19 protein-coding genes and 1 tRNA gene are annotated in these 22,648 nt (G+C 70.5%); 16 read left to right on the forward strand and 4 right to left on the reverse strand.

What is annotated here, in order from left to right:
- Positions 1–5: 5 nt before the first annotated feature.
- Positions 6–3,515: a transcription-repair coupling factor gene (mfd, locus tag RISW2_RS09580; protein ID WP_043769674.1), complete on the reverse strand. Its 3,510-nt coding sequence runs from the start codon at positions 3,513–3,515 to the stop codon at positions 6–8.
- Positions 3,516–3,549: 34 nt separating this feature from the next.
- Positions 3,550–4,077: a hypothetical protein gene (locus RISW2_RS09585; RefSeq protein ID WP_043769833.1), complete on the reverse strand. Its 528-nt coding sequence runs from the start codon at positions 4,075–4,077 to the stop codon at positions 3,550–3,552.
- A 199-nt stretch (positions 4,078–4,276) separates the two neighbouring features.
- Between RISW2_RS09585 and hemB the strand changes: the two genes are divergently transcribed.
- The 3 genes from hemB (at position 4,277) to RISW2_RS09600 (ending at position 7,113) form a co-directional block, all read left to right on the forward strand.
- Positions 4,277–5,281 (forward strand): porphobilinogen synthase, encoded by a 1,005-nt coding sequence (gene hemB, locus RISW2_RS09590; RefSeq protein ID WP_043769677.1) that lies wholly within the window; start codon positions 4,277–4,279, stop codon positions 5,279–5,281.
- Between the two features lie 163 nt (positions 5,282–5,444).
- Positions 5,445–6,002, forward strand: coding sequence for a lipid-binding SYLF domain-containing protein (locus RISW2_RS09595; RefSeq protein WP_043769834.1), 558 nt, complete (start codon positions 5,445–5,447; stop codon positions 6,000–6,002).
- A gap of 64 nt (positions 6,003–6,066) precedes the next feature.
- Complete coding sequence (locus RISW2_RS09600) at positions 6,067–7,113, forward strand: pyridoxal-phosphate dependent enzyme (protein WP_043769679.1); 1,047 nt, start codon at positions 6,067–6,069, stop codon at positions 7,111–7,113.
- 62 nt (positions 7,114–7,175) lie between these two features.
- Here the strand turns inward: RISW2_RS09600 and RISW2_RS09605 are convergent, their stop codons facing one another.
- Positions 7,176–8,540 (reverse strand): class II 3-deoxy-7-phosphoheptulonate synthase, encoded by a 1,365-nt coding sequence (locus tag RISW2_RS09605; RefSeq protein WP_043769681.1) that lies wholly within the window; start codon positions 8,538–8,540, stop codon positions 7,176–7,178.
- A gap of 209 nt (positions 8,541–8,749) precedes the next feature.
- On the opposite strand from RISW2_RS09605, the gene RISW2_RS09610 reads away from it, so the two are divergent.
- The 9 genes from RISW2_RS09610 to RISW2_RS09650 all read left to right on the forward strand — a co-directional run bounded on the left by RISW2_RS09610 (position 8,750) and on the right by RISW2_RS09650 (position 19,527).
- Positions 8,750–9,763, forward strand: coding sequence for a GlxA family transcriptional regulator (locus RISW2_RS09610; protein WP_043769686.1), 1,014 nt, complete (start codon positions 8,750–8,752; stop codon positions 9,761–9,763).
- A 110-nt stretch (positions 9,764–9,873) separates the two neighbouring features.
- Complete coding sequence (locus RISW2_RS09615) at positions 9,874–11,067, forward strand: ABC transporter substrate-binding protein (RefSeq protein ID WP_043769689.1); 1,194 nt, start codon at positions 9,874–9,876, stop codon at positions 11,065–11,067.
- A gap of 163 nt (positions 11,068–11,230) precedes the next feature.
- Positions 11,231–12,007 carry an ABC transporter ATP-binding protein gene (locus RISW2_RS09620; RefSeq protein ID WP_043769692.1) on the forward strand — a complete coding sequence of 259 codons (777 nt, stop codon included), beginning with the start codon at positions 11,231–11,233 and terminating at the stop codon, positions 12,005–12,007.
- A gap of 82 nt (positions 12,008–12,089) precedes the next feature.
- On the forward strand, positions 12,090–12,911 hold the full coding sequence (locus tag RISW2_RS09625) for an ABC transporter ATP-binding protein (RefSeq protein WP_084615317.1): 822 nt from the start codon (positions 12,090–12,092) through the stop codon (positions 12,909–12,911).
- Between the two features lie 85 nt (positions 12,912–12,996).
- Positions 12,997–14,007, forward strand: a complete 1,011-nt coding sequence (locus tag RISW2_RS09630) for a branched-chain amino acid ABC transporter permease (protein ID WP_043769695.1) — start codon at positions 12,997–12,999, stop codon at positions 14,005–14,007.
- Positions 14,004–15,302 carry a branched-chain amino acid ABC transporter permease gene (locus tag RISW2_RS09635; RefSeq protein ID WP_211238690.1) on the forward strand — a complete coding sequence of 433 codons (1,299 nt, stop codon included), beginning with the start codon at positions 14,004–14,006 and terminating at the stop codon, positions 15,300–15,302. Before RISW2_RS09630 ends, RISW2_RS09635 begins: the two co-directional genes overlap by 4 nt.
- 94 nt (positions 15,303–15,396) lie before the next feature.
- The gene (locus RISW2_RS09640; protein WP_051491905.1) at positions 15,397–16,083 is read left to right on the forward strand and encodes a response regulator; all 687 of its coding nucleotides are present in this window, start codon (positions 15,397–15,399) and stop codon (positions 16,081–16,083) included.
- Between the two features lie 160 nt (positions 16,084–16,243).
- Positions 16,244–17,323: an FIST N-terminal domain-containing protein gene (locus RISW2_RS09645; protein WP_244437539.1), complete on the forward strand. Its 1,080-nt coding sequence runs from the start codon at positions 16,244–16,246 to the stop codon at positions 17,321–17,323.
- Positions 17,323–19,527 (forward strand): hybrid sensor histidine kinase/response regulator, encoded by a 2,205-nt coding sequence (locus RISW2_RS09650; RefSeq protein ID WP_043769701.1) that lies wholly within the window; start codon positions 17,323–17,325, stop codon positions 19,525–19,527. Before RISW2_RS09645 ends, RISW2_RS09650 begins: the two co-directional genes overlap by 1 nt.
- Positions 19,528–19,539: 12 nt before the next feature.
- On the opposite strand, the gene RISW2_RS09655 is transcribed toward RISW2_RS09650, so the two are convergent.
- On the reverse strand, positions 19,540–20,835 hold the full coding sequence (locus RISW2_RS09655) for an ATP-binding protein (RefSeq protein ID WP_043769704.1): 1,296 nt from the start codon (positions 20,833–20,835) through the stop codon (positions 19,540–19,542).
- A gap of 94 nt (positions 20,836–20,929) precedes the next feature.
- On the opposite strand from RISW2_RS09655, the gene RISW2_RS09660 reads away from it, so the two are divergent.
- The 4 genes from RISW2_RS09660 to RISW2_RS25810 all read left to right on the forward strand — a co-directional run bounded on the left by RISW2_RS09660 (position 20,930) and on the right by RISW2_RS25810 (position 22,628).
- Positions 20,930–21,826, forward strand: a complete 897-nt coding sequence (locus tag RISW2_RS09660; RefSeq protein ID WP_043769707.1) for an MBL fold metallo-hydrolase — start codon at positions 20,930–20,932, stop codon at positions 21,824–21,826.
- An 81-nt stretch (positions 21,827–21,907) separates the two neighbouring features.
- Positions 21,908–21,982, forward strand: a tRNA-Asn gene (locus tag RISW2_RS09665).
- Between the two features lie 137 nt (positions 21,983–22,119).
- Complete coding sequence (locus tag RISW2_RS09670; RefSeq protein ID WP_156943814.1) at positions 22,120–22,509, forward strand: hypothetical protein; 390 nt, start codon at positions 22,120–22,122, stop codon at positions 22,507–22,509.
- A complete protein-coding gene (locus tag RISW2_RS25810) occupies positions 22,506–22,628 on the forward strand; it encodes a hypothetical protein (RefSeq protein WP_280113164.1) in 123 nt (40 codons plus the stop codon). The genes RISW2_RS09670 and RISW2_RS25810 overlap by 4 nt, the downstream gene beginning before the upstream one ends.
- The last annotated feature ends 20 nt before the right edge of the window (positions 22,629–22,648 follow it).

Genomic DNA, 22,648 nt, shown 5'->3' on the forward strand with positions numbered 1-22,648 from the left:
CCCGCTCAGGCCCGCGCGCGCTCCGCCCCGGCCTTCGCCTCCGCGCGCCCTTCCCGGACCTTCTCGGCCAGGTCGCGGGCGATGGCGAAGGCGCCCTGGATCTTGTCCTTGTCGCGGCCCCAGTCGCGGCGGACCACGATCTTGTTGTCCTTCACCCGGGCAAGGCCGTCCTGCGCCTTGATGAACTCCACCAGCCCCGAGGGGTTGGCAAAGCGGTCCTCGTGGAACTGGATCGTCGCGCCCTTGGGCCCGCCGTCGAGCTTGGCGATGCCCGCGCGCTTGCACATGGCCTTGATGCGCACCACGAGAAGCAGCGTGTTCACCTCGCGCGGCAGCTTGCCGAAACGGTCGATGAGCTCGGCGGCGAAGCCCTCGAGCTCCACCTTCGTGGTCAGCGCCGACAGCCGCCGGTAGAGGCCGAGCCGCACGTCGAGGTCGGGCACGTAATCCTCGGGGATCAGCACCGGCACGCCGAGGTTGATCTGCGGCGCCCATTGCTCGTCGGTCTCGGCGATCCCCTCGGTCTCGCCCGAGCGGATCTTCGAGATCGCCTCCTCCAGCATCGACTGGTAGAGTTCGTAGCCCACCTCGTTCATCTGCCCCGACTGCTCCTCGCCGAGCAGGTTGCCGGCGCCGCGGATGTCGAGGTCCTGCGAGGCCAGCGTGAAGCCCGCGCCGAGCGTGTCGAGCGAGCCCAGCACGCGCAGGCGCTTCTCCGCGGTGGCCGTCAGCTTGCCGCGCGGCTTGGTGGTCAGGTAGGCATAGGCGCGCGTCTTGGACCGCCCGACCCGGCCGCGGATCTGGTAGAGCTGGGCGAGCCCGAACATGTCGGCGCGGTGCACCACCATCGTGTTCGCGGTCGGGATGTCGAGCCCCGATTCGACGATCGTGGTCGCCAGCAGCACGTCGTACTTGCCGTCGTAGAAGGCGTTCATCCGGTCGTCGAGCTCGCCCGCCGCCATCTGGCCGTGCGCCACCACGTAGCTCAGCTCGGGCAGCTGCTCCCTGAGGAACTCCTCCACCTCCGCGAGGTCCGAGATGCGCGGCACCACGTAGAAGCTCTGCCCGCCGCGGTAATGCTCGCGCAGCAGTGCCTCGCGGATCGTCACCGCGTCGAATTCCGACACGTAGGTGCGGATCGACAGCCGGTCGACCGGCGGCGTGCCGATGATCGACAGGTCGCGCACGCCGGTCAGCGACATCTGCAGGGTCCGCGGGATCGGCGTCGCGGTCAGCGTCAGCACGTGCACGTCCGAGCGCAGCGCCTTCAGGCGTTCCTTGTGGGTCACGCCGAAATGCTGCTCCTCGTCGACGATGAGTAGCCCGAGGTTGCGGAACTTCACGCTCTTCGACAGGAGCGCATGGGTGCCCACGACGATGTCGACCGTGCCCTTGGCCAGCCCCTCGCGGGTCTGCGCCGCCTCCTTGGCGCCGATGAAGCGCGAGAGGCCCCGCACTTCCAGCGGGAAGCCGCGGAACCGGTCGCGGAAGGATTTCAGGTGCTGGCGCGCCAGGAGGGTCGTCGGCGCGATCACCGCCACCTGCACGCCGGACATGGCCGCCACGAAGGCCGCGCGCATGGCGACCTCGGTCTTGCCGAAGCCCACGTCGCCGCAGATCAGCCGGTCCATCGGGTGGCCCGATTGCAGGTCGGCCATCACGTCCTCGATGGCGCGCAGCTGGTCGTCGGTCTCCTCGTAGGGAAAGCGCGCCGAGAAGGCGTCCCAGGCGCCCGGCGGCGGCTCGAGCATCGGCGCCTTCCGCAGCGCGCGCTCGGCCGCGATCCGGATCAGCCGGTCGGCCATCTCGCGGATGCGCTCCTTCATCCGGGCCTTCTTGGCCTGCCATGCGCCGCCGCCCAGCTTGTCGAGCAGCCCCTCCTCGTGGCCGTAGCGCGACAGGAGCTCGATGTTCTCCACCGGCAGGTAGAGCCGCGCGCCCTCGGCATATTCGAGCGTCAGGCATTCATGCGCGGCGCCCGCCGCGGTGATGACCTCGAGCCCCTGGAACCGCCCGATGCCGTGGTCCACGTGCACCACGAGATCCCCCGGCGTCAGCGACTGCACCTCGCTCAGGAAGTTCTCGGACCGGCGCCGCTTCTTCGGCTGCCGGATCAGCCGGTCGCCCAGCACGTCCTGCTCGGACACGACCGTCAGTCGCGACTCGCCCCTCGGCCCCCACGGCCCCTCGAAGCCATGCTCGAGCGCCCAGACCGCGAGGTGCAGCCCGCGCTTGCCGATCCGCGTGCCGTCCGCGATGGGGATCGTCTCGGCCAGCCCCTCGTCCTCGATGAGCCCCGACAGCCGCTCGCGCGCGCCCTCCGAATAGGAGGCGACGACCACCGGCCCCGCCTCCATCTTGGCGCGAAGGTGCTGCGCCAGGGACCCGAACAGGCTCACGCTTTCCTGCTGGCGCTCGGGCGAGAAGTTGCGCCCGATCCGCCCGCCCGCATCCGCGACCCCGGGCCCCGAGGCCTGCGGCAGCGGGTGGAACCGCACCGCCCGGCGATGCGCGAGCGCCCCCGTCCAGGCCGCCTCGTCGAGGTAGAGAAGCCCCGGCGGACAGGGTTTGTAGACGCTGTCCATGCGGGCCTTGTCGGCCATGGCGAGGCGCCGCGCCTCGTACTGGTCCTCGATCGCCTCCCAGCGCGCGGTGCGCGCCGCCTCGGCCCGGTCGTCGAGGCAGACGGGCGCCCCCGGCAGGTAGTCGAAGAGCGTCTCGAGCTCCTCGTGGAAGAACGGCAGCCAGTGCTCCATGCCCTGGTGCTTGCGCCCCGCGCTCACCGCCTCGTAAAGCGGGTCGTCGGTGCCCGCGGCACCGAACTCGATGCGGTAGTTCTGCCGGAACCGCCGGATCGCGTCCTCGTCGAGGATCACCTCGGATACCGGCGCAAGCTCCACCACCGACAGCTTCTCGGTCGTGCGCTGGCTTGCGGGATCGAAGCGCCGCGCACCGTCCAGCACATCGCCGAAGAGGTCGAGCCGCACCGGACCGCCCTCGCCCGGCGGGTAGATGTCGATGATGCCGCCGCGGATCGCGTAATCGCCGGGCTCCATCACCGTCGGCGCCTGGGTGAAGCCCATGCGCACGAGGAACCCCCGCAGCGCCTCCTCGTCGATGCGCCCGCCCACCGTCGCGGTGAACGCCGCCTCGCGCAGCGTCGCCCGCGCCGGCACGCGCTGCGTCGCCGCGTTGAGCGTCGTCAGCAGCACGAAGCGTCCCGGCATCCCGTGCACGAGCCCCGCGAGCGTCGCCATGCGCGCCGAGGAGATGTCGGCATTGGGCGACACCCGGTCGTAGGGCAGGCAGTCCCAGCCCGGGAAGTGCACCACCGGCATGTCGGGCGCGAAGAAGGCGAGCGCGTCGCGCATCTGCTGCAGCCGCTTGTCGTCGCGGGCCACGTGGATCACGGGCCCCTCCGCGCGGGCGACCTCGTTCAGCACGAGCGTTGCGTCGAACCCTTCCGGCGCTCCGCCGAGGGTCAGGTGGGTCAGCTTGTTGCGGTCGGGAGCCATGGCCCGCGTCACATGGCGCGCCGGCCGTCCGGCGTCAACCGCCGAGCGGCCCGACGGTGAAGTTCACGTACATCCCCCAGAGCGTGGTGGCGAGGACCGAGGTCACGCCCACCGCCTGCACCGCGAACCTGTGCCGGGTGAGTGCACGCCGCAGCGCCTCGCCATGGAGGTCGCGGCCGCGGATCCGCGCGGCGGTGCGCACCGACATGAGCGCGACCACCGCCATGGGCAGGCCGAGCAGGAACAGCGCCTGCGCGAACTCGATCCGGAACCAGAAGCCGAGGACCGCGAGCAGCGTCAGCACGAAGGACCCGGCCGCGGTCAGGATCAGCCCGCTCTCGCGCGCGATGTAGAGGATGCGTGCGGTGTTGATCCGCACCAGCGCCTCGAGGTCGTCCTGCGCCGTGCCGCCGCGCCGCGCCGCGCGCCCCACCATGTCGAAGGGCACGCCCAGGACCCAGTGGCTGGTGGTCGACCACATGACCGCGAGCGCGATCCAGAACCACAGGTTCGAGAACGACCGAAGGTCGATGACTTCGAAGACGATCCCGTACCAGTCCACCAACGCCCTCGATCGCTGACACCGCGCCCGATGCGGCGCGTGCGCGACCGTGACCGAGCCCGAGGGCATTGACAAGCAAGACCCGTGGCGGTGCTGCCGTGCTGTGTCCCGTCGCACGCGCCTGCGCGCGCCCGAGGCTGGACTTCGCCTCGCGCGGGGTGCAATCCATGGCGGACACGACACGAGGGAGACGCCCCCCATGCAGCCCGTCCAGGCCCCCTTCCCCGCCACGCGGTTCCGCCGCCCGCGCCGCACGCCGGCGCTGCGCGCGCTGGTGCAGGAAACCACGCTCGCGCCGTCGGACTTCATCTGGCCGGTCTTCGTCTGCGACGGCGACAACGTGATGGACGAGGTCCCGTCGATGCCGGGGGTGTTCCGCCAATCGGTCGACCGGGTGGTCGCCTCGGCGCGCGAGGCGCACGACCTGGGGATCCCGGCGATCTGCCTCTTTCCCTACACCGATCCCGCGAAGAAGACGCGCGACTGCGCCGAGGCGTGGAACCCAGACAACCTGTCGAACACCGCCACGCGGGCGATCAAGGACGCGGTGCCCGACCTCGCGGTGATGACCGACGTCGCGCTCGATCCCTACAACAGCGACGGCCATGACGGCTTCGTGCGCGACAGCGACGGCTACGTGGTGAACGACGAGACCGTCGAGGCTCTGGTCCGGCAGGCCCTGAGCCAGGCCGCCGCCGGCGCCGACATCATCGGGCCCTCCGACATGATGGACGGCCGCATCGGCGCGCTGCGCACCGCGCTCGAGGCCGAGGGCCACCAGAACGTGGTGCTGCTGAGCTACGCCGCGAAATACGCCTCGGCCTTCTACGGGCCCTTCCGCGACGCGGTGGGCGCCTCGGGCGCCCTCAAGGGCGACAAGAAGGGCTACCAGATGAACCCCGCCAACACCGACGAGGCGCTGCGCCTCGTGGCCCGCGACCTGACCGAGGGTGCGGACATGGTGATGGTCAAGCCCGGCATGCCCTATCTCGACATCTGCCGGCGGGTGAAGGACGCCTTCGGCGCGCCCACCTTCGCCTACCAGGTGTCGGGCGAATACGCGATGCTCGCCGGAGCGGCGCGGAACGGCTGGGTCGACGGCGAGCGCGTCATGCTCGAAAGCCTGATGGCCTTCCGCCGCGCGGGCTGCGACGGCGTGCTCACGTACTTCGCCCCGGAGGCCGCGCGCCTCCTCAACGGCTGACACCGATCCGGGCCACCCGACGACAGCGATTTGCCGCCCAGAGCGGCACATCGCGGGTGACATTTGGCACGTCCGCGCCTATCCTGCCTGTCAACCGGCGGGATACAGCCGGGCCGGGAAAACCGGCATGACGGGCGGAACAGGCAACGGACAGGCAGAATTCATGACGTATTTTTCCCGACGCTCGGCGCTTGCGGCGCTCGGCGCGACCGCATTTCTGGCGGCCTGCAACAACGGCGTGGGCAGCGCCGGACCGGCACGGATCGACGCGCGCGTGGACGCCACGCTCGCCTCCCTCTACAACCAGTATCCCGGGACGCGCAGCCTCGCGGACAAGTCGACCGGCATCCTCGTGATGCCGCTCGTCACCGAGGCGGGCCTCGGGATCGGCGGCGCCTACGGGCGCGGCGCGCTGCGCGTGAACGGCGCGACGGTCGACTACTACTCGACCACCCGCGCCAGCGCCGGCCTGCAGATCGGCGCGCAGCAATACGCGCATGTCCTCTTCTTCATGACGGAAAGCGCGCTCATGAACTTCCGCCGCTCGCCCGGCTGGGCCGCGGGCGCGAACGTCGAGTACGCGATCCCCGAGGGCGGCGAGACGCTGGCGGCCGAGACGACGACCTCGACCGCGCCGATCATCGCGGTGGTGTTCGGCCAGTCGGGCCTGCGCGTCGGCGCGACGCTCGAGGGCACGAAGTACACGCGCATCATCCCCTGACGGGTCCGGCCCCGCATCGCGCGCGGCATTGACGCCGGCGCGCGCGGGGGGCCTCATCGGGGACATGCAGATCCTCGACAACCCCCACCGCTCCCGCGGGATCGACCATCCCGATCTCGCCGCCATGCCCTGGCCCTCGGCGGATGCCGCGGCGCCGCGGGCGCTGCTCGCCCGCTGTCCCGCCCATGCGCCCACCCCGCTCGCCGAGGCGCGCGCGCTTGCCGCCGAGGCGGGCATCGCCGCGCTGCACGTCAAGGACGAGCGCGGCCGCATGGGCCTCGGCAGCTTCAAGGCGCTGGGCGCGGCCTCGGTCATCGCGGTCGACGCCGAACGCGGCCGCGCGCGCGGCGCCACCTATGTCACCGCGAGCGCGGGCAACCACGGCCTGTCCGTGGCCGCGGGCGCCCGGGCCTTCGGCGCCCGTGCCCGCATCTTCCTTTCCCGCGCCGTGCCCTCGGCCTTCGCCGACCGGCTCGCGGCCGAAGGCGCCGAGGTCGTGCGCGCGGGCGCGGACTACGCCGAAAGCATGCAGGAAGCCGAGGATGCCGCGCGGCGCGACGGCCATGTGCTTCTGTCCGACAGTTCCTGGCCCGGCTACGCGGACCTGCCGCACCTCCTGATGCAGGGCTACCTCGTCCTGACCGACGAGGCGGCGGCGCAGCTTCCCGCGCCGCCCACGCACGTCTTCGTGCAGGCCGGTGTCGGCGGGCTCGCCGCCGCGGTCGCGGCGCATGCCCGCGCGCTCTGGGGCGACACGCCCCGCATCGTCGTGGTGGAACCCGAGGCCGCACCGGCCCTCGCCGCCTCGATCGCCGCGGGCGCGCCCGTCACCGCGCCGGGCCCGGTGTCGGCGATGGGTCGGCTCGACTGCAAGACGCCCTCGCTCGTCGCCCTGAAGGGCCTCGCCCGCGACGCCTGCGCCTTCGCCACCATCACCGAGGACGAGGCGGCCACGGCCGTCGCCCGCGCCGCCGCCCACGGCCTCGCCTCGACACCCTCGGGCGCCGCCGGGCTCGCCGGGCTCCTCGCCGCCGGTGCCGACCTCCGCGACCGTCTCGGGCTCGACGCGTCCTCGCGCGTGCTGGCCTTCCTTACCGAACGGCCCGAGTGAAACGAAAAAGGCCCGCCGCGATCCCCCGCGGCGGGCCCTGAACCCGGTGAGGGGCGCGACCCTCAGCCCGTCGCCGCCTGCTTCGCGCGCAGCGCGGTCAGCTCCTCGGCCACGAGGAAGGCCAGTTCCAGCGACTGCGAGGCATTGAGCCGCGGGTCGCAGGCGGTGTGGTAGCGGTCCGACAGGTCCTCGTCCGACACCGCATAGACGCCGCCCGTGCACTCCGTCACGTCCTGCCCGGTCATCTCGAAATGCACGCCGCCCGGGATCGCGCCCTCGGCGTTCATCACCGAGAAGAACTCGCGCACCTCGCGCAGAACCGCGTCGAACGGCCGCGTCTTGTAGCCCGACCCCGACTTGATCGTGTTGCCGTGCATCGGGTCGCAGACCCAGGTGACGTGGGCGCCTTCCTCGCGCACCGCGCGCACGAGCCGCGGCAGGTGTTCGGCCACCTTGCCCGCGCCGAACCGCGCGATGAGCGTCAGCTTGCCCGCCTCGTTCGACGGGTTGAGCCGGCGCATCAGCACCTTCAGGTCCTCTGCCGACAGCGTCGGGCCGCATTTCAGCCCCACCGGGTTCAGCACGCCGCGGGCGAATTCCACGTGCGCGCCGTCCGGCTGCCGCGTGCGGTCGCCGATCCAGATCATGTGCCCCGACCCCGCGAGCCACTTTCCGGAGGTCGAATCGACCCGGCAGAGCGCCTCCTCGTATTCGAGCAGCAGCGCCTCGTGGCTGGTGTAGAAGTCCACCGTGCGCAGGTTGTGGTTGGTGTCGCTCTCGAGCCCCGCCGCCTTCATGAAGTCGAGCGTGTCCGAGATCCGGTTGGCGAGGTCGCGGTACTTGGCCGCCTTCTCGCCCTCGGTGAAGCCGAGCGTCCAGGCATGCACCTGGTGCACGTCCGCGTAGCCCCCGGTCGAAAAGGCCCGCAGCAGGTTCAGCGTCGCGGCCGCCTGCGTGTAGGCCTGCAGCATCTTCGCCGGGTCGGGAATGCGCGCCTCGGGCGTGAAGGCCAGTTCGTTGATGATGTCGCCGCGGTAGGACGGCAGCTCGAGCCCGTCCCGCGCCTCGGTCGGTGCCGAGCGGGGCTTGGCGAACTGGCCCGCCATCCGGCCGACCTTCACCACCGGCACCTTGGCGCCGTAGGTCAGCACCATGGCCATCTGCAGCATCACCTTGAAGGTGTCGCGGATCGCGTCGGCCGAGAACTGGTCGAACGCCTCCGCGCAGTCGCCGCCCTGCAGCAGGAACGCCTCCCCGCGCGAGGCGGCGCCAAGCGCCTTCTTCAGCGACCGCGCCTCACCGGCAAAGACGAGCGGCGGATACTTCGACAGCCGGGCCTCGACGGCACTCAGCGCCTCGGCGTCCGTATAGTCCGGCATCTGCACCCGGGGCTTCGTGCGCCACGTCGTCTTCTGCCAATCGCTCATCTGTCCTCTCCGGTCGATCATGCCCGCGCCCACCCCCCGCGGACGCGTCCGAGGTCTATACAGAACCGGCCGGGGGCTGGCCATAGTCGAAATCCCGTGGTTGGCTTGACGGCGGTAGCGCTTTCTGGATTGTGGCGGAATCGCCCGGTCCACGGGCCGGCGACCGCGGCGCGCCGCGGCAAACCACCCCCGGCCGGAGCAGGAGGACCATGGACAGCCAGCGCCAGATCGTCGAGGTGGCCGCGCCCGCACGGACGCGCCGCTTCGTGTTCCTGCTTCTCGACAAGTTCACGCTGCTGAGCTTCGCCGCCGCGGTCGAGGCGCTGCGCATCGCCAACCGCATGGCCGACCGTCCGCTCTACGCCTGGCGCATCGTGTCCGAGGGCGGCCAGCCGGTGCGCTGCTCGGCCGGGACCGCCTTCCAGCCCGACAGCGACCTCGTCGAGACGACGCGCGACGACACGATCTTCGTCTGCGGCGGCATCGACGTGCGCGAGGCCACGACCAGGCGCGTGCTCTCCTGGCTGCGGCGCGAGGCGCGCAACGGGCCCAAGATGGGCGCGCTCTGCACCGGCGCCTTCACCCTCGCGCAGGCCGGGCTTCTCGACGGCAAGCGCGCGACCATCCACTGGGAAAACCACGACAGCTTCGCCGAGGAATTCGACGAGGTGACGCTGACGAAATCGGTCTTCGTGGCCGACGGCAACCGGCTCACCGCCGCGGGCGGCACCGCCGCGATCGACCTCATGCTCAAGATCGTCGCCGACGACCACGGGCCCGACCTCGCCAACGCCGTGGCCGACCAGCTGATCTATTCCGCGATCCGCACCGACCAGGACACCCAGCGGCTGTCGGTGCCGACGCGCATCGGCGTGCGCCACCCCAAGCTCAGCCAGGTCATCCACCGGATGGAGGCCCATATCGAGGAGCCGATCAGCCCCGCGATCCTTGCCCGCGACGTCGGCATGTCGACGCGCCAGCTCGAACGGCTGTTCCGCCGCTACCTCAACCGCTCGCCCAAGCGCTACTACATGGAACTCAGGCTGCAGAAGGCCCGCAACCTCCTGATGCAGACCGACATGAGCGTCATCAACGTGGCACTGGCCTGCGGCTTCGCGAGCCCTTCGCACTTCTCGAAATGCTACCGTGCGCATTACGACACGACGCCCTACCGCGAGCGCGGCAGCCAGGCGGGCCGCGACGGCGCGGACGAGGAGGAATAGGCCCGGGGGGTGCCGCCGCGGCACGCTCTGCCGCCGGGACACCTCTTCCCTTTTCTGGAGGCGCCGCATAGGCTTCGCGCCAGGACAGCAGTCCAACAGGGAGACTTTCAATGAAACGACTTCTTTCGGCCAGCGCCGTCGCCGCGCTCGCCGCAGGTGCGGCATTCGCCCAGGACGGAGAGGCGAAGATCGGCATCATCCTCGGCTTCACCGGACCGATCGAATCGCTGACCCCGGCCATGGGCGCCAGCGCCGAGCTCGCCATCGCCGAAGTCAACGAGACCGGCAAGTTCCTCGGCGGCACCACCCTGAGCGCGGTCCAGGCCGACAGCACCTGCGTCGATTCCGCCGCCGCGACCGCCGCGGCCGAACGGCTCGTGACCACCGACGGCGTCGTCGCCATCATGGGCGCGGACTGCTCGGGCGTGACCGGCGCGATCCTGTCGAACGTGGCCGTGCCGAACGGCGTACCGATGATCTCGCCCTCGGCCACCTCGCCCGGTCTCTCGAACGCCGAGGACAACGACCTGTTCTTCCGCACCGCGCCCTCCGACGCCCGCCAGGGCGAGGTGCTCGCGAGCATCCTCGGGGACGAGGGCGTGAGCTCGGTCGCGGTGACCTACACCAACAACGATTACGGCAAGGGCCTGTCGGACAGCTTCGTCGCCGCCTTCGAGGCCGCGGGCGGCAGCGTCACGCTGGTCGCCCCGCACGAGGACAACAAGGCCGACTACTCGGCCGAGATCGGCTCGCTGGCCTCGGCCGGCGGTGACGTCCTCGTGGTCCTCGGCTACGCCGATTCGGGCGGCAAGGGCATCATCCAGGCGGCCGCCGACACCGGTGCCTTCTCGACCTTCATGCTGGGCGACGGGATGTATTCCGACGCGCTGCTCGCCGATCTCGGCGACGTGCTCGAGGGCTCCTACGGCGCAGTGCCGTGGTCCGAGGGCGACGGCGCGACCGCCTTCGCCGACCTCGTGGGCGAAAAGGCCGACTTCAACCCCGAAGGCTCCTACACCCGCGAGAGCTACGACGCGGCGGCGCTGCTGATCCTCGCCATGGCGAAGGGCGGCGAGGCGACCTCCTCCGCGGCGGCGGCGAACGTCATGGACGTGGCGAACGCACCGGGCGAGCCGATCCTTCCGGGCGAACTCGGCCGCGCCCTCGACATCCTCGCCGAGGGCGGCGACATCGACTACGTGGGCGCCACCAATGTCGAGCTGATCGGACCGGGCGAGGCCGCGGGCACCTATCGCTACTACCAGATCACCGGCGGCGCGTTCGAGACCGTCGAGTTCCGCTGATCGCCTGATCGACACGGCCGGGGGCCCGGATCCGGTCCGGGCCCCCGGCGTCCAAGCCGGTCGCGAGCCATACGGATGCCACACGCATGCCGGCCCGCGTGCCGAACGCCAAGAAATCTGGACGCGGCGCAGTCGGAACGCCGCGCCGCACAGGGATGACGCAGTGATCCGGGTCGAAAACCTTCACCGCCACTTCGGCGGCTTCCGGGCCGTGGACGGCGCCTCGCTCGAGATCGCCACCGGCTCGATTACCGGGCTCGTGGGGCCGAACGGCGCGGGAAAGTCCACGCTCTTCAACGTGATAGCCGGCGCTCTTCCACCGACGTCCGGCCGCGTGACCATGGACGGCGAGGACATCACCGGCCTCGCGCCGCACGAGCTTTTCCACAAGGGCCTCCTGCGCACGTTCCAGATCGCGCACGAGTTCTCCTCCATGACCTGCCGCGAGAACCTGATGATGGTCCCGGGCGCGCAGTCGGGCGAGTCGCTCTGGTCCGCCTGGGTCCACCGCGCCCGCATCCGCGAGGAGGAGGCGGCGCTGCTTAAGAAGGCAGACGAGGTCCTTGATTTCCTGACGATTTCCCACCTGAAGGACGAGCTCGCGGGGAACCTCTCGGGCGGCCAGAAGAAGCTTCTCGAGCTTGGCCGCACGATGATGGTCGACGCCAAGGTGGTCTTTCTCGACGAGGTCGGCGCCGGCGTGAACCGCACGCTGCTGAACACGATCGGCGACGCGATCCAACGGCTGAACCGCGAACGCGGCTACACCTTCTGCGTCATCGAGCACGACATGGACTTCATCGCCCGCCTCTGCGACCCGGTCATCGTCATGGCCGAAGGCAAGGTGCTGGCCGAGGGCTCGATCGCCGAGATCAAGTCCGACGAGCGCGTGATCGAGGCCTATCTGGGCACCGGTCTCAAGAACAAGGAGACGGCGTGATGATGCCGGCGCCGCGCCAGCGGGGGCTCTGCCCCCTGCACCCCCCGGGATATTTTTGCCAAGAAGAAACATGGGGTTGGGCATGAGCGATCCGTTGCACGACGATCGCGGCAACCGCGACCGCTCGATCACCAACCCCGCAGGCCAGGGCGCGCCCCTGCCCGGCCACCGCGGCCGCGCGCGCCCCGCCCCGGGCGGCCCGTTCCTGATCGGGGACGCCATGACCGGCGGCTACGGGCGCGGCGCCGACATCCTGCACGGCTGCACCATCGCCGTCGACCGGGGCGAGATCGCGGTGATCGTCGGCCCGAACGGCGCCGGCAAGTCCACCGCCATGAAGGCCGTGTTCGGGATGCTCTCGCTGCGCGAGGGCGCGGTGCGGCTCGACGGCGAGGACATCAGCGCGCTGAGCCCGCAGGACCGCGTGAAGAAGGGCATGGGCTTCGTGCCCCAGACCTCGAACATCTTCACCTCGCTCAGCGTCGAGGAGAACCTCGAGATGGGCGCCTTCATCCGCGACGACGACATCCGCGAGACCATGGAGCAGGTCTTCGACCTGTTTCCCATCCTCAGGGAGAAGCGCCGCCAGCCCGCGGGCGAGCTTTCGGGCGGCCAGCGCCAGCAGGTCGCTGTGGGCCGCGCGCTCATGACGAAACCCAAGGTGCTGATGCTCGACGAGCCCACCGCGGGCGTGAGCCCCATCGTCATGGACGAGCTTTTCGACCGCATCATCGAGGTGGCGCGCTCGGGCCTGCCGGTCCTGATGGTCGAGCAGAACGCGCGCCAGGCGCTCGAGATCGCCGACAAGGGCTACGTGCTCGTGCAGGGGCGCAACGCCCACACCGGCACCGGCCGGGACTTGCTGGCCGATCCCGACGTGCGCCGCAGCTTCCTGGGCGGGTGAGGACCATGGCGATGCCTTTCTGCCGTCCGCGCCTCGCGACCCAGCCGCGCGGGACCCGCGCCGGCCAACCCGGGGGACAGGTCTGATGGACTTCCTCAACGCCTTCGTGGCGCTCTCGAACTTCGTGCTGATCCCGGCCATCGCCTATGGCAGCCAGCTGGCGCTTGGCGCACTCGGGGTGACGCTGGTCTACGGCATCCTGCGCTTCTCGAACTTCGCGCATGGCGACACCATGGCCTTCGGAACCATGGTGGCGATCCTCGCGACCTGGGGGCTGCAAGCCGCGGGCGTAACGCTCGGGCCTCTGCCGACCGCGCTCCTCGCGATCCCGGTGGGCATCTTGGGCTGCGCGGCGCTGGTGCTCGCCACCGACCGGCTGGTCTACCGCTTCTACCGTGCGCAGAAGGCGGTGCCGGTGATCCTCGTCATCGTCTCGATGGGCGTCATGTTCATCTACAACGGCATCACGCGGTTCATCATCGGACCCGACGACCAGGCCTTCGCCGACGGCGCGCGCTTTCTCATCAACGCGCGGCAGTTCCGCGAGATGACGGGCCTCGCGGAGCCGCTGGCGATCCGGTCGACCCAGGCGATCACGCTCGTGACCGCGCTGATCGTGGTCGCGGCGCTCTTCTGGTTCCTCAACCGCACCAAGACCGGCAAGTCCATGCGGGCCTATTCCGACAACGAGGACCTGGCGCTCCTGTCCGGCATCGACCCCGAGCGGGTGGTGCGCGTGACCTGGATCATCGTCGCCGGGCTCGCCACCATCGCGGGCGTGCTCTACGGGCTCGACAAGACCTACAAGCCATTCACCTACTTCCAGCTGCTGCTGCCGATCTTCGCCGCGGCCATCGTCGGCGGGCTCGGCTCGCCGCTCGGCGCCATCGCCGGCGGCTTCGTGATCGCCTTTTCCGAGGTCGGGCTGACCTATGCGTGGAAGAAGGTGCTGACCTACCTGCTGCCCGGGCCGCTCGAACCCGACGGCCTCGTGCAGCTCCTTGCCACCGACTACAAGTTCGCGGTCAGCTTCATGATCCTCGTGATCGTACTGCTCTTCCGGCCGACGGGCCTCTTCCGGGGGAAATCGGTATGACCCAGAGCCTGCGCACCGTCTCCGTCTTCGGCCTCGTCGCCGTGCTGATCCTCGGCACGGGGGTCCTGCAGAGCTGGAACTCGGCCCTGCTGATCCTGAACATGGGCCTCGTCTCCGCGATCATGTCGCTCGGAGTGAACCTGCAATGGGGGTTCGCGGGACTCTTCAACGTCGGCGTCATGGGGTTCGTGGCGCTCGGCGGGTTGTCGGTTGTGCTGGTGTCCATGCCGCCCGTCGGCGAGGCCTGGGCCGCGGGCGGCCTGCGGATCCTCGCGGGTCTCGCGCTCGGCGCACTGTCGGTGGCCTGCGCTGTCCTCGCATGGACGCGCGCGCCGCGCGCCTGGCGCGGCTGGGCAGTGGCGGCGATCCTCGTCGCGGGCTTCGTCCTCTACCGCGCGGTCTTCGCCCCCGGCGCGGCGGCGGTCGAGAGCGTGAACGCCGCGACCTCCGGCTATCTCGGCGGGCTCGGCCTGCCGGTCGTGCTGGCCTGGCCGGTGGGCGGGCTGCTCGCCGCCGGGGCGGCGTGGATCATCGGCAAGACCGCGCTCGGGCTGCGCTCGGACTACCTCGCCATCGCGACGCTCGGGATTGCCGAGATCGTCATCGCGATCCTCAAGAACGAGGACTGGCTGGCGCGCGGCGTCAAGAACGTGATCGGCCTGCCGCGCCCGGTGCCCAACGAGATCGACCTGCAGCGCGATCCGGGCTTCGTCGAGAGCGCCGCCGGCTGGGGGCTCGATCCCACCACCGCCTCGACGCTCTACGTCAAGGCGGGCTACGCGCTCCTCTTCGCGGCCGTGCTGATCGCGGTGCTGGTGCTCGCGCAGCTCGCCCTCCGGAGCCCCTGGGGCCGGATGATGCGCGCGATCCGCGACAACGAGACTGCCGCGCGGGCGATGGGCAAGGACGTGACCCGGCGCCACCTGCAGGTCTTCGTCCTCGGCTCGGCCATCTGCGGCATCGCCGGCGCCATGATGACGACCCTCGACGGACAGCTCACGCCCTCGACCTACCAGCCGCTGCGCTACACCTTCCTGATCTGGGTGATGGTGATCGTGGGCGGCTCCGGCAACAATTACGGTGCGGTCGCGGGCGGCTTCATCATCTGGTTCCTCTGGGTGCAGGTCGAACCGATGGGACAGGCGCTGATGGGGCTGATCACCGCGCCCATGTCGGACGGCTGGCTCAAGGCGCACCTGCTCGACAGCGTGCAGCACATGCGGCTCCTGACCATGGGACTGATCCTGCTGCTGGTGCTGCGCTTCAGCCCGCGGGGTCTCATCCCGGAACGCTAGGCCCGTGCCGGTCCTCCGACCTTTCGGCTAGAGACCGGGCGCGGACCTGCGGCTATGTTCGGAGGACGATGTGCCGGAACGGACCCGACCGATCATGAGCAGAACCGCCCCCACGTCCGCGCCCTCGATGCCAGCCTCGGCGCTGGTGGTCGACGACCATCCGCTCTTCTGCGACGCGCTCACGCTCACGCTGACCTCGTTGGCGGAGTTCGAGCGCATCGACACCGCGGGCACGCTCGCCGAGGCGCTTGCGCTCGTGGCGGCGCACGGGCCCGACTTCGTCGTGCTGGACCTGAACCTGCCGGACGTGAACGGGCTCGACGGGCTGGTGCGGCTGCGCACGGCCGCGCCGCGGGCGTGGCTGCTGGTCGCCTCGTCCATGGCCGACAACCGCATGATTTCCTACGCGCTCAAGGCCGGTGCGGACGGCTTCGTGCCGAAGCATTCGCCGCAGGCCACCTTCCGCCGCGCGTTCGAGGCGGTGGTCGCCGGGCGCGGCTTCGTCCCCGAGAGCTACATCGACCCCGAGGGCGACGCGACGGCACCCTCCGACGCGCTGTCGCGGCTGTCGAGCCTGACGAACCAGCAGGCACGGATCCTGGCGCTGATCTGCGAGGGCAAGCTCAACAAGCAGATCGCCTTCGAGCTGTCGATCGCCGAGACCACGGTCAAGGCGCATGTCACCGCCATCATGCGCAAGCTCGGGGTGCAGAGCCGGACTCAGGCGGTGCTGATCGCGCAGAACGCCCGCTTCACGAAGATGATGCCAACTCCGTCGTGACCACGGCCCCGCGCCGCCTTGCCAAGCGCTGCAAGCGGCGCCTATCGTGTGCGGCAGCCAAGGGAGGACAGGCCACTTCGTGAAGGACGCGCGGCACATATCCGCGGCGTCTGCGCGTGCGCTCGAAACCGCGCAGACGGATGCATCGAAGCCCGACCCGGTGACGACGCTCGCCGCGGATCTCGGCGAGGGTCCCTTCGCGCTCGTCGCGATCTTCGCTTCGCCCGACAGCGACTTTGCCGCCCTCTCCGCCGCCGCGGCCTTCCGCTATCCGGACACCGACGTCGTGGCCTGCACCACCGCCGGAGAGATCGGGCGGGGCGGCTACGAGGAGGGTCAGATCGTCGCCGTGGGCTTTCCCGCGTCCCTCTTTTCGGTGCGAAGCTACGTGATCGGGCCGCTTGACGCGCTCGACGAGCAGCAGACGATCGACGCGCTGATCCAGACGCGCATGGCGCTGCACCGGGCGGCCCCGGACATGGGATCGGAATTCGCGTTCCTGCTGGTCGACGGCCTGTCCATGCGCGAGGAGCACCTGACGGCCATGCTGGCCTCGGGCCTCGGGTCGATGCCGCTCTTCGGCGGCTCGGCGGGCGACGGCACGCGGTTCGACCGTACCTTCGTGTCGCGCAACGGCACGGTCCACAGGAACGCCGCGCTCGTGGCGCTTGTGCGCAGCCGATGCCCGGTCGAGGTCTTCAGCCTGGACCACCTGAAACCCACGGACACGCGCATGGTGGTGACCGCCGCCGATCCCGAACGCCGCCTCGTGCAGGAGATCAACGCCGAACCCGCCGCGCAGGAATACGCCCGGCTGCTCGGCAAGGATCCGAACCAGCTCGATCCGTTCACCTTTGCCGCGCACCCGGTCGTGGTGCGGCTCGGCGACAGCCACCACGTGCGGGCGATCCAGCGGGTGAACGAGACCGGAGAGCTGGTGTTCTTCTCGGCGATCAACGAGGGCATGGTCCTGACGCTGGCCACGCATGACGACATGGCGCGCCACCTCGAGACGAGCCTCGCGCGGCTCGGACGGCCGCAGGCGCCCGCGCACATTCTGGGCTGCGACTGCATCCTGCGGCGGATCGAGGCCGGACAGGTGCAGACGACGCGCGAGATCTCGGCCCTCCTGCGACGGCACAACGTCGTGGGTTTCTCGACCTACGGCGAGCAGTTCGGGGCGCTGCACGTGAACCAGACGCTGACCGGCGTCGCGATCTACCCGCCGGACCTCGACTGATGTCGCTCGTGAACCCCGCCGATCCGATCGAGCGCCAGAACGAGAAGCTGCAGAAGATCGCGGCCGCCCTCATGGCGCGGGTCGAACACCAGACCGCGCAGTCGGGCGCGGCCTACGCGCAGTTCGAACGCGCGGCGCTGCTCGAGAAGCGGGTGCGCGAACGCACGCTCGAGCTCGAGCGCACCCTCGACCTCCTGCACGAATCGAACGCGCAGCTCGCCCGCGCCAACGAGGCCGCCGAGGCCGCGCGCCGCAACCTCGCCGACGCGATCGAGACGGTGCGAGAAGGCTTTGCGCTCTTCGACCCCGACGATGTCCTGGTGATGAGCAACTCGCGCTTTTGCCGCGACTTCCGCGACACCGTGCCCGTGCTGCAGCCGGGCCTGTCCTTCGAGGATTACGTGGCGCATGTCAGCCGCTCCCGCGTGCTGGCCCTGCCCGAGGGCCAGGGCGCCGACGCCTGGGCGGTCGAGCGGATGAAGCGGCACCGCGACAGCCACGTGATGTTCAACGTCGAACTGCGCGGCGGACGCTGGCTGCAGGTCAGCGAACACCGCACCGGCAACGGCGGCACAGTGGTGCTGCAGACCGACGTGACCGACATCGTGCAGCTTGAGCGGCAGGAGCGCGAGCGCCTGAAGGACAGCCAGGCCCGGATGGTGCGCGCAACGCTCGACCACCTCGACCAGGGCGTCGCGATCTTCGACAAGGGCGGCCGGCTCGTGGGCTGGAACCGGCGCATCGGCGTGCTCCTGTCGGTACCCGCGCGGTGGCTGCAGATCGGTGCGAGCTTCGACGCGCTGCTCGACCGGCTGTCACCGGATTTCGACTTTACCGGGGTCGCGTCGCGCGACGGGTTCCGCGACTGGGCGGCGACCCGCGGCCGGGGCGGCGCGCTCTCGCTCGAGGTCCGGCATGGCACGAGCCGCGTCCTGCACGTCTTCGGGCAGGGCATGCCCGACGGCGGTTTCGTGATCTCCGTCACCGACGTGACCGCCGAACGCGAGGCCGCCGCGCGGCTCGCCGAGATGAACGAGGCGCTCGAGAGCCGGGTCATGGAGCGCACGCTCGAACTCGAGGACGCGCTCGCTACGGCGGAACGCGCCAACGCCTCGAAGAACCGCTTCGTCGCCGCCGCGTCGCACGACCTCCTCCAGCCCATGTCGGCGGCGAAGCTGTTCCTCGCCTCGCTGTCGGACCGGATCGGCCAGCCCGCCGACCGCGCCATCCTCGACAAGGCGATGTCGGCGCTCGACAGCGCCGAGGACCTGATCGGCGCCCTGCTCGACATCTCGAAGCTCGAATCCGACTGGCTGAGCTTCGACATCCGGGCGCTGTCGCTGAACGAGGTTCTCCTGCCGCTGCGGGACGAGATCGGCGTGCTGGCAGGCCGCAAGGGATTGCGGCTGTCGATCGTGCCCTCGACGCTCACGGTGGAGAGCGATCCCTCCTACCTGCGCCGCGTCCTGCAGAACCTGATGACGAACGCGGTGCGCTACACCGAGAGCGGGCGCGTGCTCGTGGGCGTGCGCCGGCAGGGAGGCTCCGCGCGCATCGAGGTCTGGGATACCGGCCCCGGCATCGCCGAAGAGGACCAGAGCGCGATCTTCGAGGAGTTCCGCCGCCTCGACAGCACCGCGAGCCGCAATGACGGGCTGGGGCTAGGGCTCGCCATCGTGGAGCGGGCCTGCGCGCGCCTCGGCCACCCGCTGGGCCTCTGGTCGCAGCCGGGCCTCGGCTCGTGCTTCATGGTGACGGTGCCCATCGCCGGGCGCCAGCGCGGCACGCCCGCACGGCCCGTCGGCCCCGCGCGGCCCGTCTCGCTCGCCCATGCGGCGCTCATCGTCCTCCTCGTCGAGAACGACGCCGACCTGCGCCGCGCCATGACGCTCCTCCTCGAACGCTGGGGCGTCAGCGTGATCGAGGCCGAGGACGCGGCCGGCACGCTCGCGCTGCTCGACGATCTCGACATCGTGCCGGACGCGGCCCTCCTCGACCAGCAGCTGGGATCGGGTCCGGCGGGCACCGAGCTCTCGCGCCTGCTGACGGCGCGCTTCGGCGCGATCCCGACGGCCATCGTCAGCGCCGACCGGTCCGACACGCTGGTGCGCGACTGCGCGGCGCTCGGGATCGCGCACCTGCAGAAGCCCGTGGACCGCGGCGCCCTCGCCGAGTTCCTCAAGGCGGCCGCCACCCGCGCGTGACGCGCCCGCGCCTCAGCGCGCGATGACGATGTCCGCCTGCAGGCCCCCCAGCCGCGGGCTATCCCCGAGCCGCAACACCCCGCCATGGGCGCGCGCGATGTCTGCCGCGATGGCAAGCCCGAGCCCGACGCCGGTGCCGCGATCCTGGTTCCGCGCCACGTCGAGCCGCACGAAAGGTCGCAACGCCTCGTCGCGCGCCTCGGGCGCGATGCCCGGCCCGTCATCCTCGACCCGGAACCGCAGCGACCGCTCGCTCAGCCGCACCGACACCTCGCAGCGCGTGCCGTAGCGCACCGCATTGCCGATCAGGTTCTCGAGCGCGCGCCGGATCGCCATCGGCCGCATGGTCGCGCGCCCCATGCCCTCGATCTCGCCGATCTCGACCGTGCGCCCGCCGCGCCGCGCGTCCTCGACCACCGCCCGCAGGAACTCGGCCACGTCGACCTCCTCTGGCTGGCCCGCCTCGGCGTTGCCGCGCACGAAGTCGAGGAAGGAATCGACCATCCGGCGCATGTCCTCCACGTCCTGCTCGAGCGGTTCGCGGTCCGCGTCGTCGAGCATGGACAGGCCGAGTTTCATCCGCGTCAGCGGCGTGCGCAGGTCGTGGCTGATGCCCGACAGCATCAGCGTGCGCTGCTCGATCTGCCGCTCGATCCGCGCCCGCATGTCGAGAAAGGCGTTGCCGGCCGCCCGCACCTCGACCGCGCCCGCGGCGGAATAGGGCACGTGCCGCCCGCGCCCGAACGCCTCGGCCGCCTGGGCAAGCTGCGTGATCGGCCGCAGCTGATTGCGCAGGTAGAGATAGGCGATGAAGGTCATGAGCCCGCCGAACACCGCCATGTTCACCAGGAGCTGGTGCGGGTTCGGCGCCGACAGCCGGTCGCGGTGGAAGTCGAAGCGCCGGATCGCCTCGCCTTCCGGATCCGCCACGAAGATCGTCGCCGCGGTGTCGGTCGGCAGGATCACCCGCAGGATCCCCGGAACCTCCTCGTGCAGCGTGCGCACCACCACCCGCCCCGAGAAATCGTACCAGCGCCGCTGATCGCTCTGCGGCACCTCCGCCCGGTCGACGGTCACCGGCACGAGGTCGAGACGGGTGGCCAGCGCGGAATCCTCGGGCTGCGCCATCACCGCGTTCAGCGACTGCGCGGTCTGCCCGGTCAGCTGCTCGGTCACGCCCTCGAAATGGCGCTGGATGAACACCACCGAGACGACGAGCTGGAGCACCACCACCGGCAGCGCCAGGATGAGGATCGCCCGGCCGTAGAGACCGCGCGGAACATAGCGTTTGAGCCACTGGAACGACATGCGCTAAGGCTATGGCCATGCGCGCCCGGAGGAAACACGCATTTGTCGCCCGACCCGCCTGCCCGCCCTTTGCGCGCGCGCCGGCCGCCGTGCCATGACTGCGCCCGAGGCCGGGCGGCCCGAGACGCTGGCGCCGGGGCTCGTGCGCCTCCTCGCGCCGAACCCCTCGCCCATGACCTTCTGGGGCACCAACACCTACCTCGTGGGCACCCGCGGGCTCGCCGTGATCGATCCCGGGCCCGACCTGCCCGCGCATCTCGACGCGATCCTCGCGAGCCTCGGCCCCGGGCAGCACATCACCCACATCCTCGTCACCCATGCCCATCTCGACCACGCCCCCGCGGCCCGGCCCCTCGCCGCGCGGACGGGCGCCCCGATCCTCGCCTTCGGCGACGCCCGCGCCGGCCGGAGCGCCGCCATGCGTCGGCTGGCGGCGGCCGGAACGCTCGGCGGCGGCGAAGGTGTCGACGCGGCCTTCGTGCCTGACGCGGAGCTCCCGGACGGGGCCCTGGTCGCCGGAGACGGCTGGCAGATCGAGGCGCTGCACCTGCCCGGCCATTTCGGCAACCACCTGGGCTTCGCCCTGGGCGACACGCTCTTCACCGGCGACCTCGTGATGGGCTGGGCGTCCTCCCTGGTCTCGCCGCCCGACGGCGACCTGACCGACTTCATGGCCTCGCTCGACCGCCTCGCGTCCCGGACCTGGTCGTCCTTCCTGCCCGGCCACGGCGCGCCCGTCACCGATCCCGCCGCCCGGCTCGCCGAGCTCATCGCCCACCGCCGCGCCCGCGAGGCCGCGATTCTCGCAGCCCTGCGCGCCGGCGCCGCCGACGCCGCTGCCATCGCCCGCACCGTCTACACCGACACCGCCCCCGCCCTCCTGCCCGCGGCAGAGCGCAACGTGCTGGCCCACCTCATCGACCTCCACGGCCGCGGCCTCGTGCACACCGCGGGCTCCCCCGCGCCCGAGAGCCCCTTCCGGCCGGTCTGAACCGCCCCGGAATATTTCGGGATTTTCTTCACCGGACCCACTGGACGCCCCCTGAGAGGGTTGTTATACGCAGCGCCGTGTTCCGGCGTAGCTCAGCGGTAGAGCAGTTGACTGTTAATCAATTGGTCGTAGGTTCGATCCCTACCGCCGGAGCCAAAAAACCAGCTACCCCCTGAAATCATTGAATTTTCGAGGCCCGGACTCGGAGCTCGACGACGAGGTGCACAACCTGGTGCACACGGCGGTGCACAACGTGTGCACGGGAGGGCATCTCCATGCCCCGGAATCGGAGCTTGCCGCCCCACCTCGAGATCCGCCGCGCCGGCTTCTTCTGGCGCAGACGCCTGCCCCGGTCCCTACGGGACCGGGGCGAGGCTGTCTCCGACCGGCCGGACAAACAAAGCGCGACGCGGCCGAAAAAAGTTTTTCTGTGCTTTTCCCTTCGTAGCCATGTCCTCCGCGACGCGAAGATCCTGGCCCGCCGCCTCACCGAGATGAGCGACCTGGTCTTCGCCGCAGACGCGGAGACGACCATGGCGATTGCGCCCGAAGTTCAGGAAAGGCTGCTGGAAAGCCTCGCTCGGTTCGAGATCGAGGCCCTTGAGCGTATGCGCGCCGTGGCCGCTCCCCGCAGTCGGGAGGCCGCCGCCCAGGATCAAGGGCGGCATGGAAATCCACCATGAAGCGCGTTTCCTTCTCCGGTCACGCGCTGCAACGCCTTGTTGAAAGGTCCGAATGCGCGCTGGGGAACATGCTTGGTCAGATCGACCGCGAAGCGCTCGCGATCTTGCGCACCACCTAGGACAATACCGACGATGTGCG

This window comes from Roseivivax isoporae LMG 25204 (genome assembly GCF_000521865.1).
In the GTDB taxonomy this organism is placed as follows: domain Bacteria; phylum Pseudomonadota; class Alphaproteobacteria; order Rhodobacterales; family Rhodobacteraceae; genus Roseivivax; species Roseivivax isoporae.

Excerpts from the sequence above, each read along its gene's own strand:
- RISW2_RS09640 (WP_051491905.1), top strand. The coding sequence starts at position 15,397 with ATGAGCAGAACCGCCCCCACGTCCGCGCCCTCGATGCCAGCCTCGGCG.
- RISW2_RS09625 (WP_084615317.1), top strand. The coding sequence starts at position 12,090 with ATGAGCGATCCGTTGCACGACGATCGCGGCAACCGCGACCGCTCGATC.
- RISW2_RS09650 (WP_043769701.1), top strand. The coding sequence starts at position 17,323 with ATGTCGCTCGTGAACCCCGCCGATCCGATCGAGCGCCAGAACGAGAAG.
- RISW2_RS09615 (WP_043769689.1), top strand. The coding sequence starts at position 9,874 with ATGAAACGACTTCTTTCGGCCAGCGCCGTCGCCGCGCTCGCCGCAGGT.
- RISW2_RS09630 (WP_043769695.1), top strand. The coding sequence starts at position 12,997 with ATGGACTTCCTCAACGCCTTCGTGGCGCTCTCGAACTTCGTGCTGATC.
- RISW2_RS09605 (WP_043769681.1), bottom strand. The coding sequence starts at position 8,540 with ATGAGCGATTGGCAGAAGACGACGTGGCGCACGAAGCCCCGGGTGCAG.
- RISW2_RS09660 (WP_043769707.1), top strand. The coding sequence starts at position 20,930 with ATGACTGCGCCCGAGGCCGGGCGGCCCGAGACGCTGGCGCCGGGGCTC.
- hemB (WP_043769677.1), top strand. The coding sequence starts at position 4,277 with ATGCAGCCCGTCCAGGCCCCCTTCCCCGCCACGCGGTTCCGCCGCCCG.
- RISW2_RS09595 (WP_043769834.1), top strand. The coding sequence starts at position 5,445 with ATGACGTATTTTTCCCGACGCTCGGCGCTTGCGGCGCTCGGCGCGACC.
- mfd (WP_043769674.1), bottom strand. The coding sequence starts at position 3,515 with ATGGCTCCCGACCGCAACAAGCTGACCCACCTGACCCTCGGCGGAGCG.
- RISW2_RS09610 (WP_043769686.1), top strand. The coding sequence starts at position 8,750 with ATGGACAGCCAGCGCCAGATCGTCGAGGTGGCCGCGCCCGCACGGACG.
- RISW2_RS25810 (WP_280113164.1), top strand. The coding sequence starts at position 22,506 with ATGAAGCGCGTTTCCTTCTCCGGTCACGCGCTGCAACGCCTTGTTGAA.
- RISW2_RS09635 (WP_211238690.1), top strand. The coding sequence starts at position 14,004 with ATGACCCAGAGCCTGCGCACCGTCTCCGTCTTCGGCCTCGTCGCCGTG.
- RISW2_RS09600 (WP_043769679.1), top strand. The coding sequence starts at position 6,067 with ATGCAGATCCTCGACAACCCCCACCGCTCCCGCGGGATCGACCATCCC.
- RISW2_RS09655 (WP_043769704.1), bottom strand. The coding sequence starts at position 20,835 with ATGTCGTTCCAGTGGCTCAAACGCTATGTTCCGCGCGGTCTCTACGGC.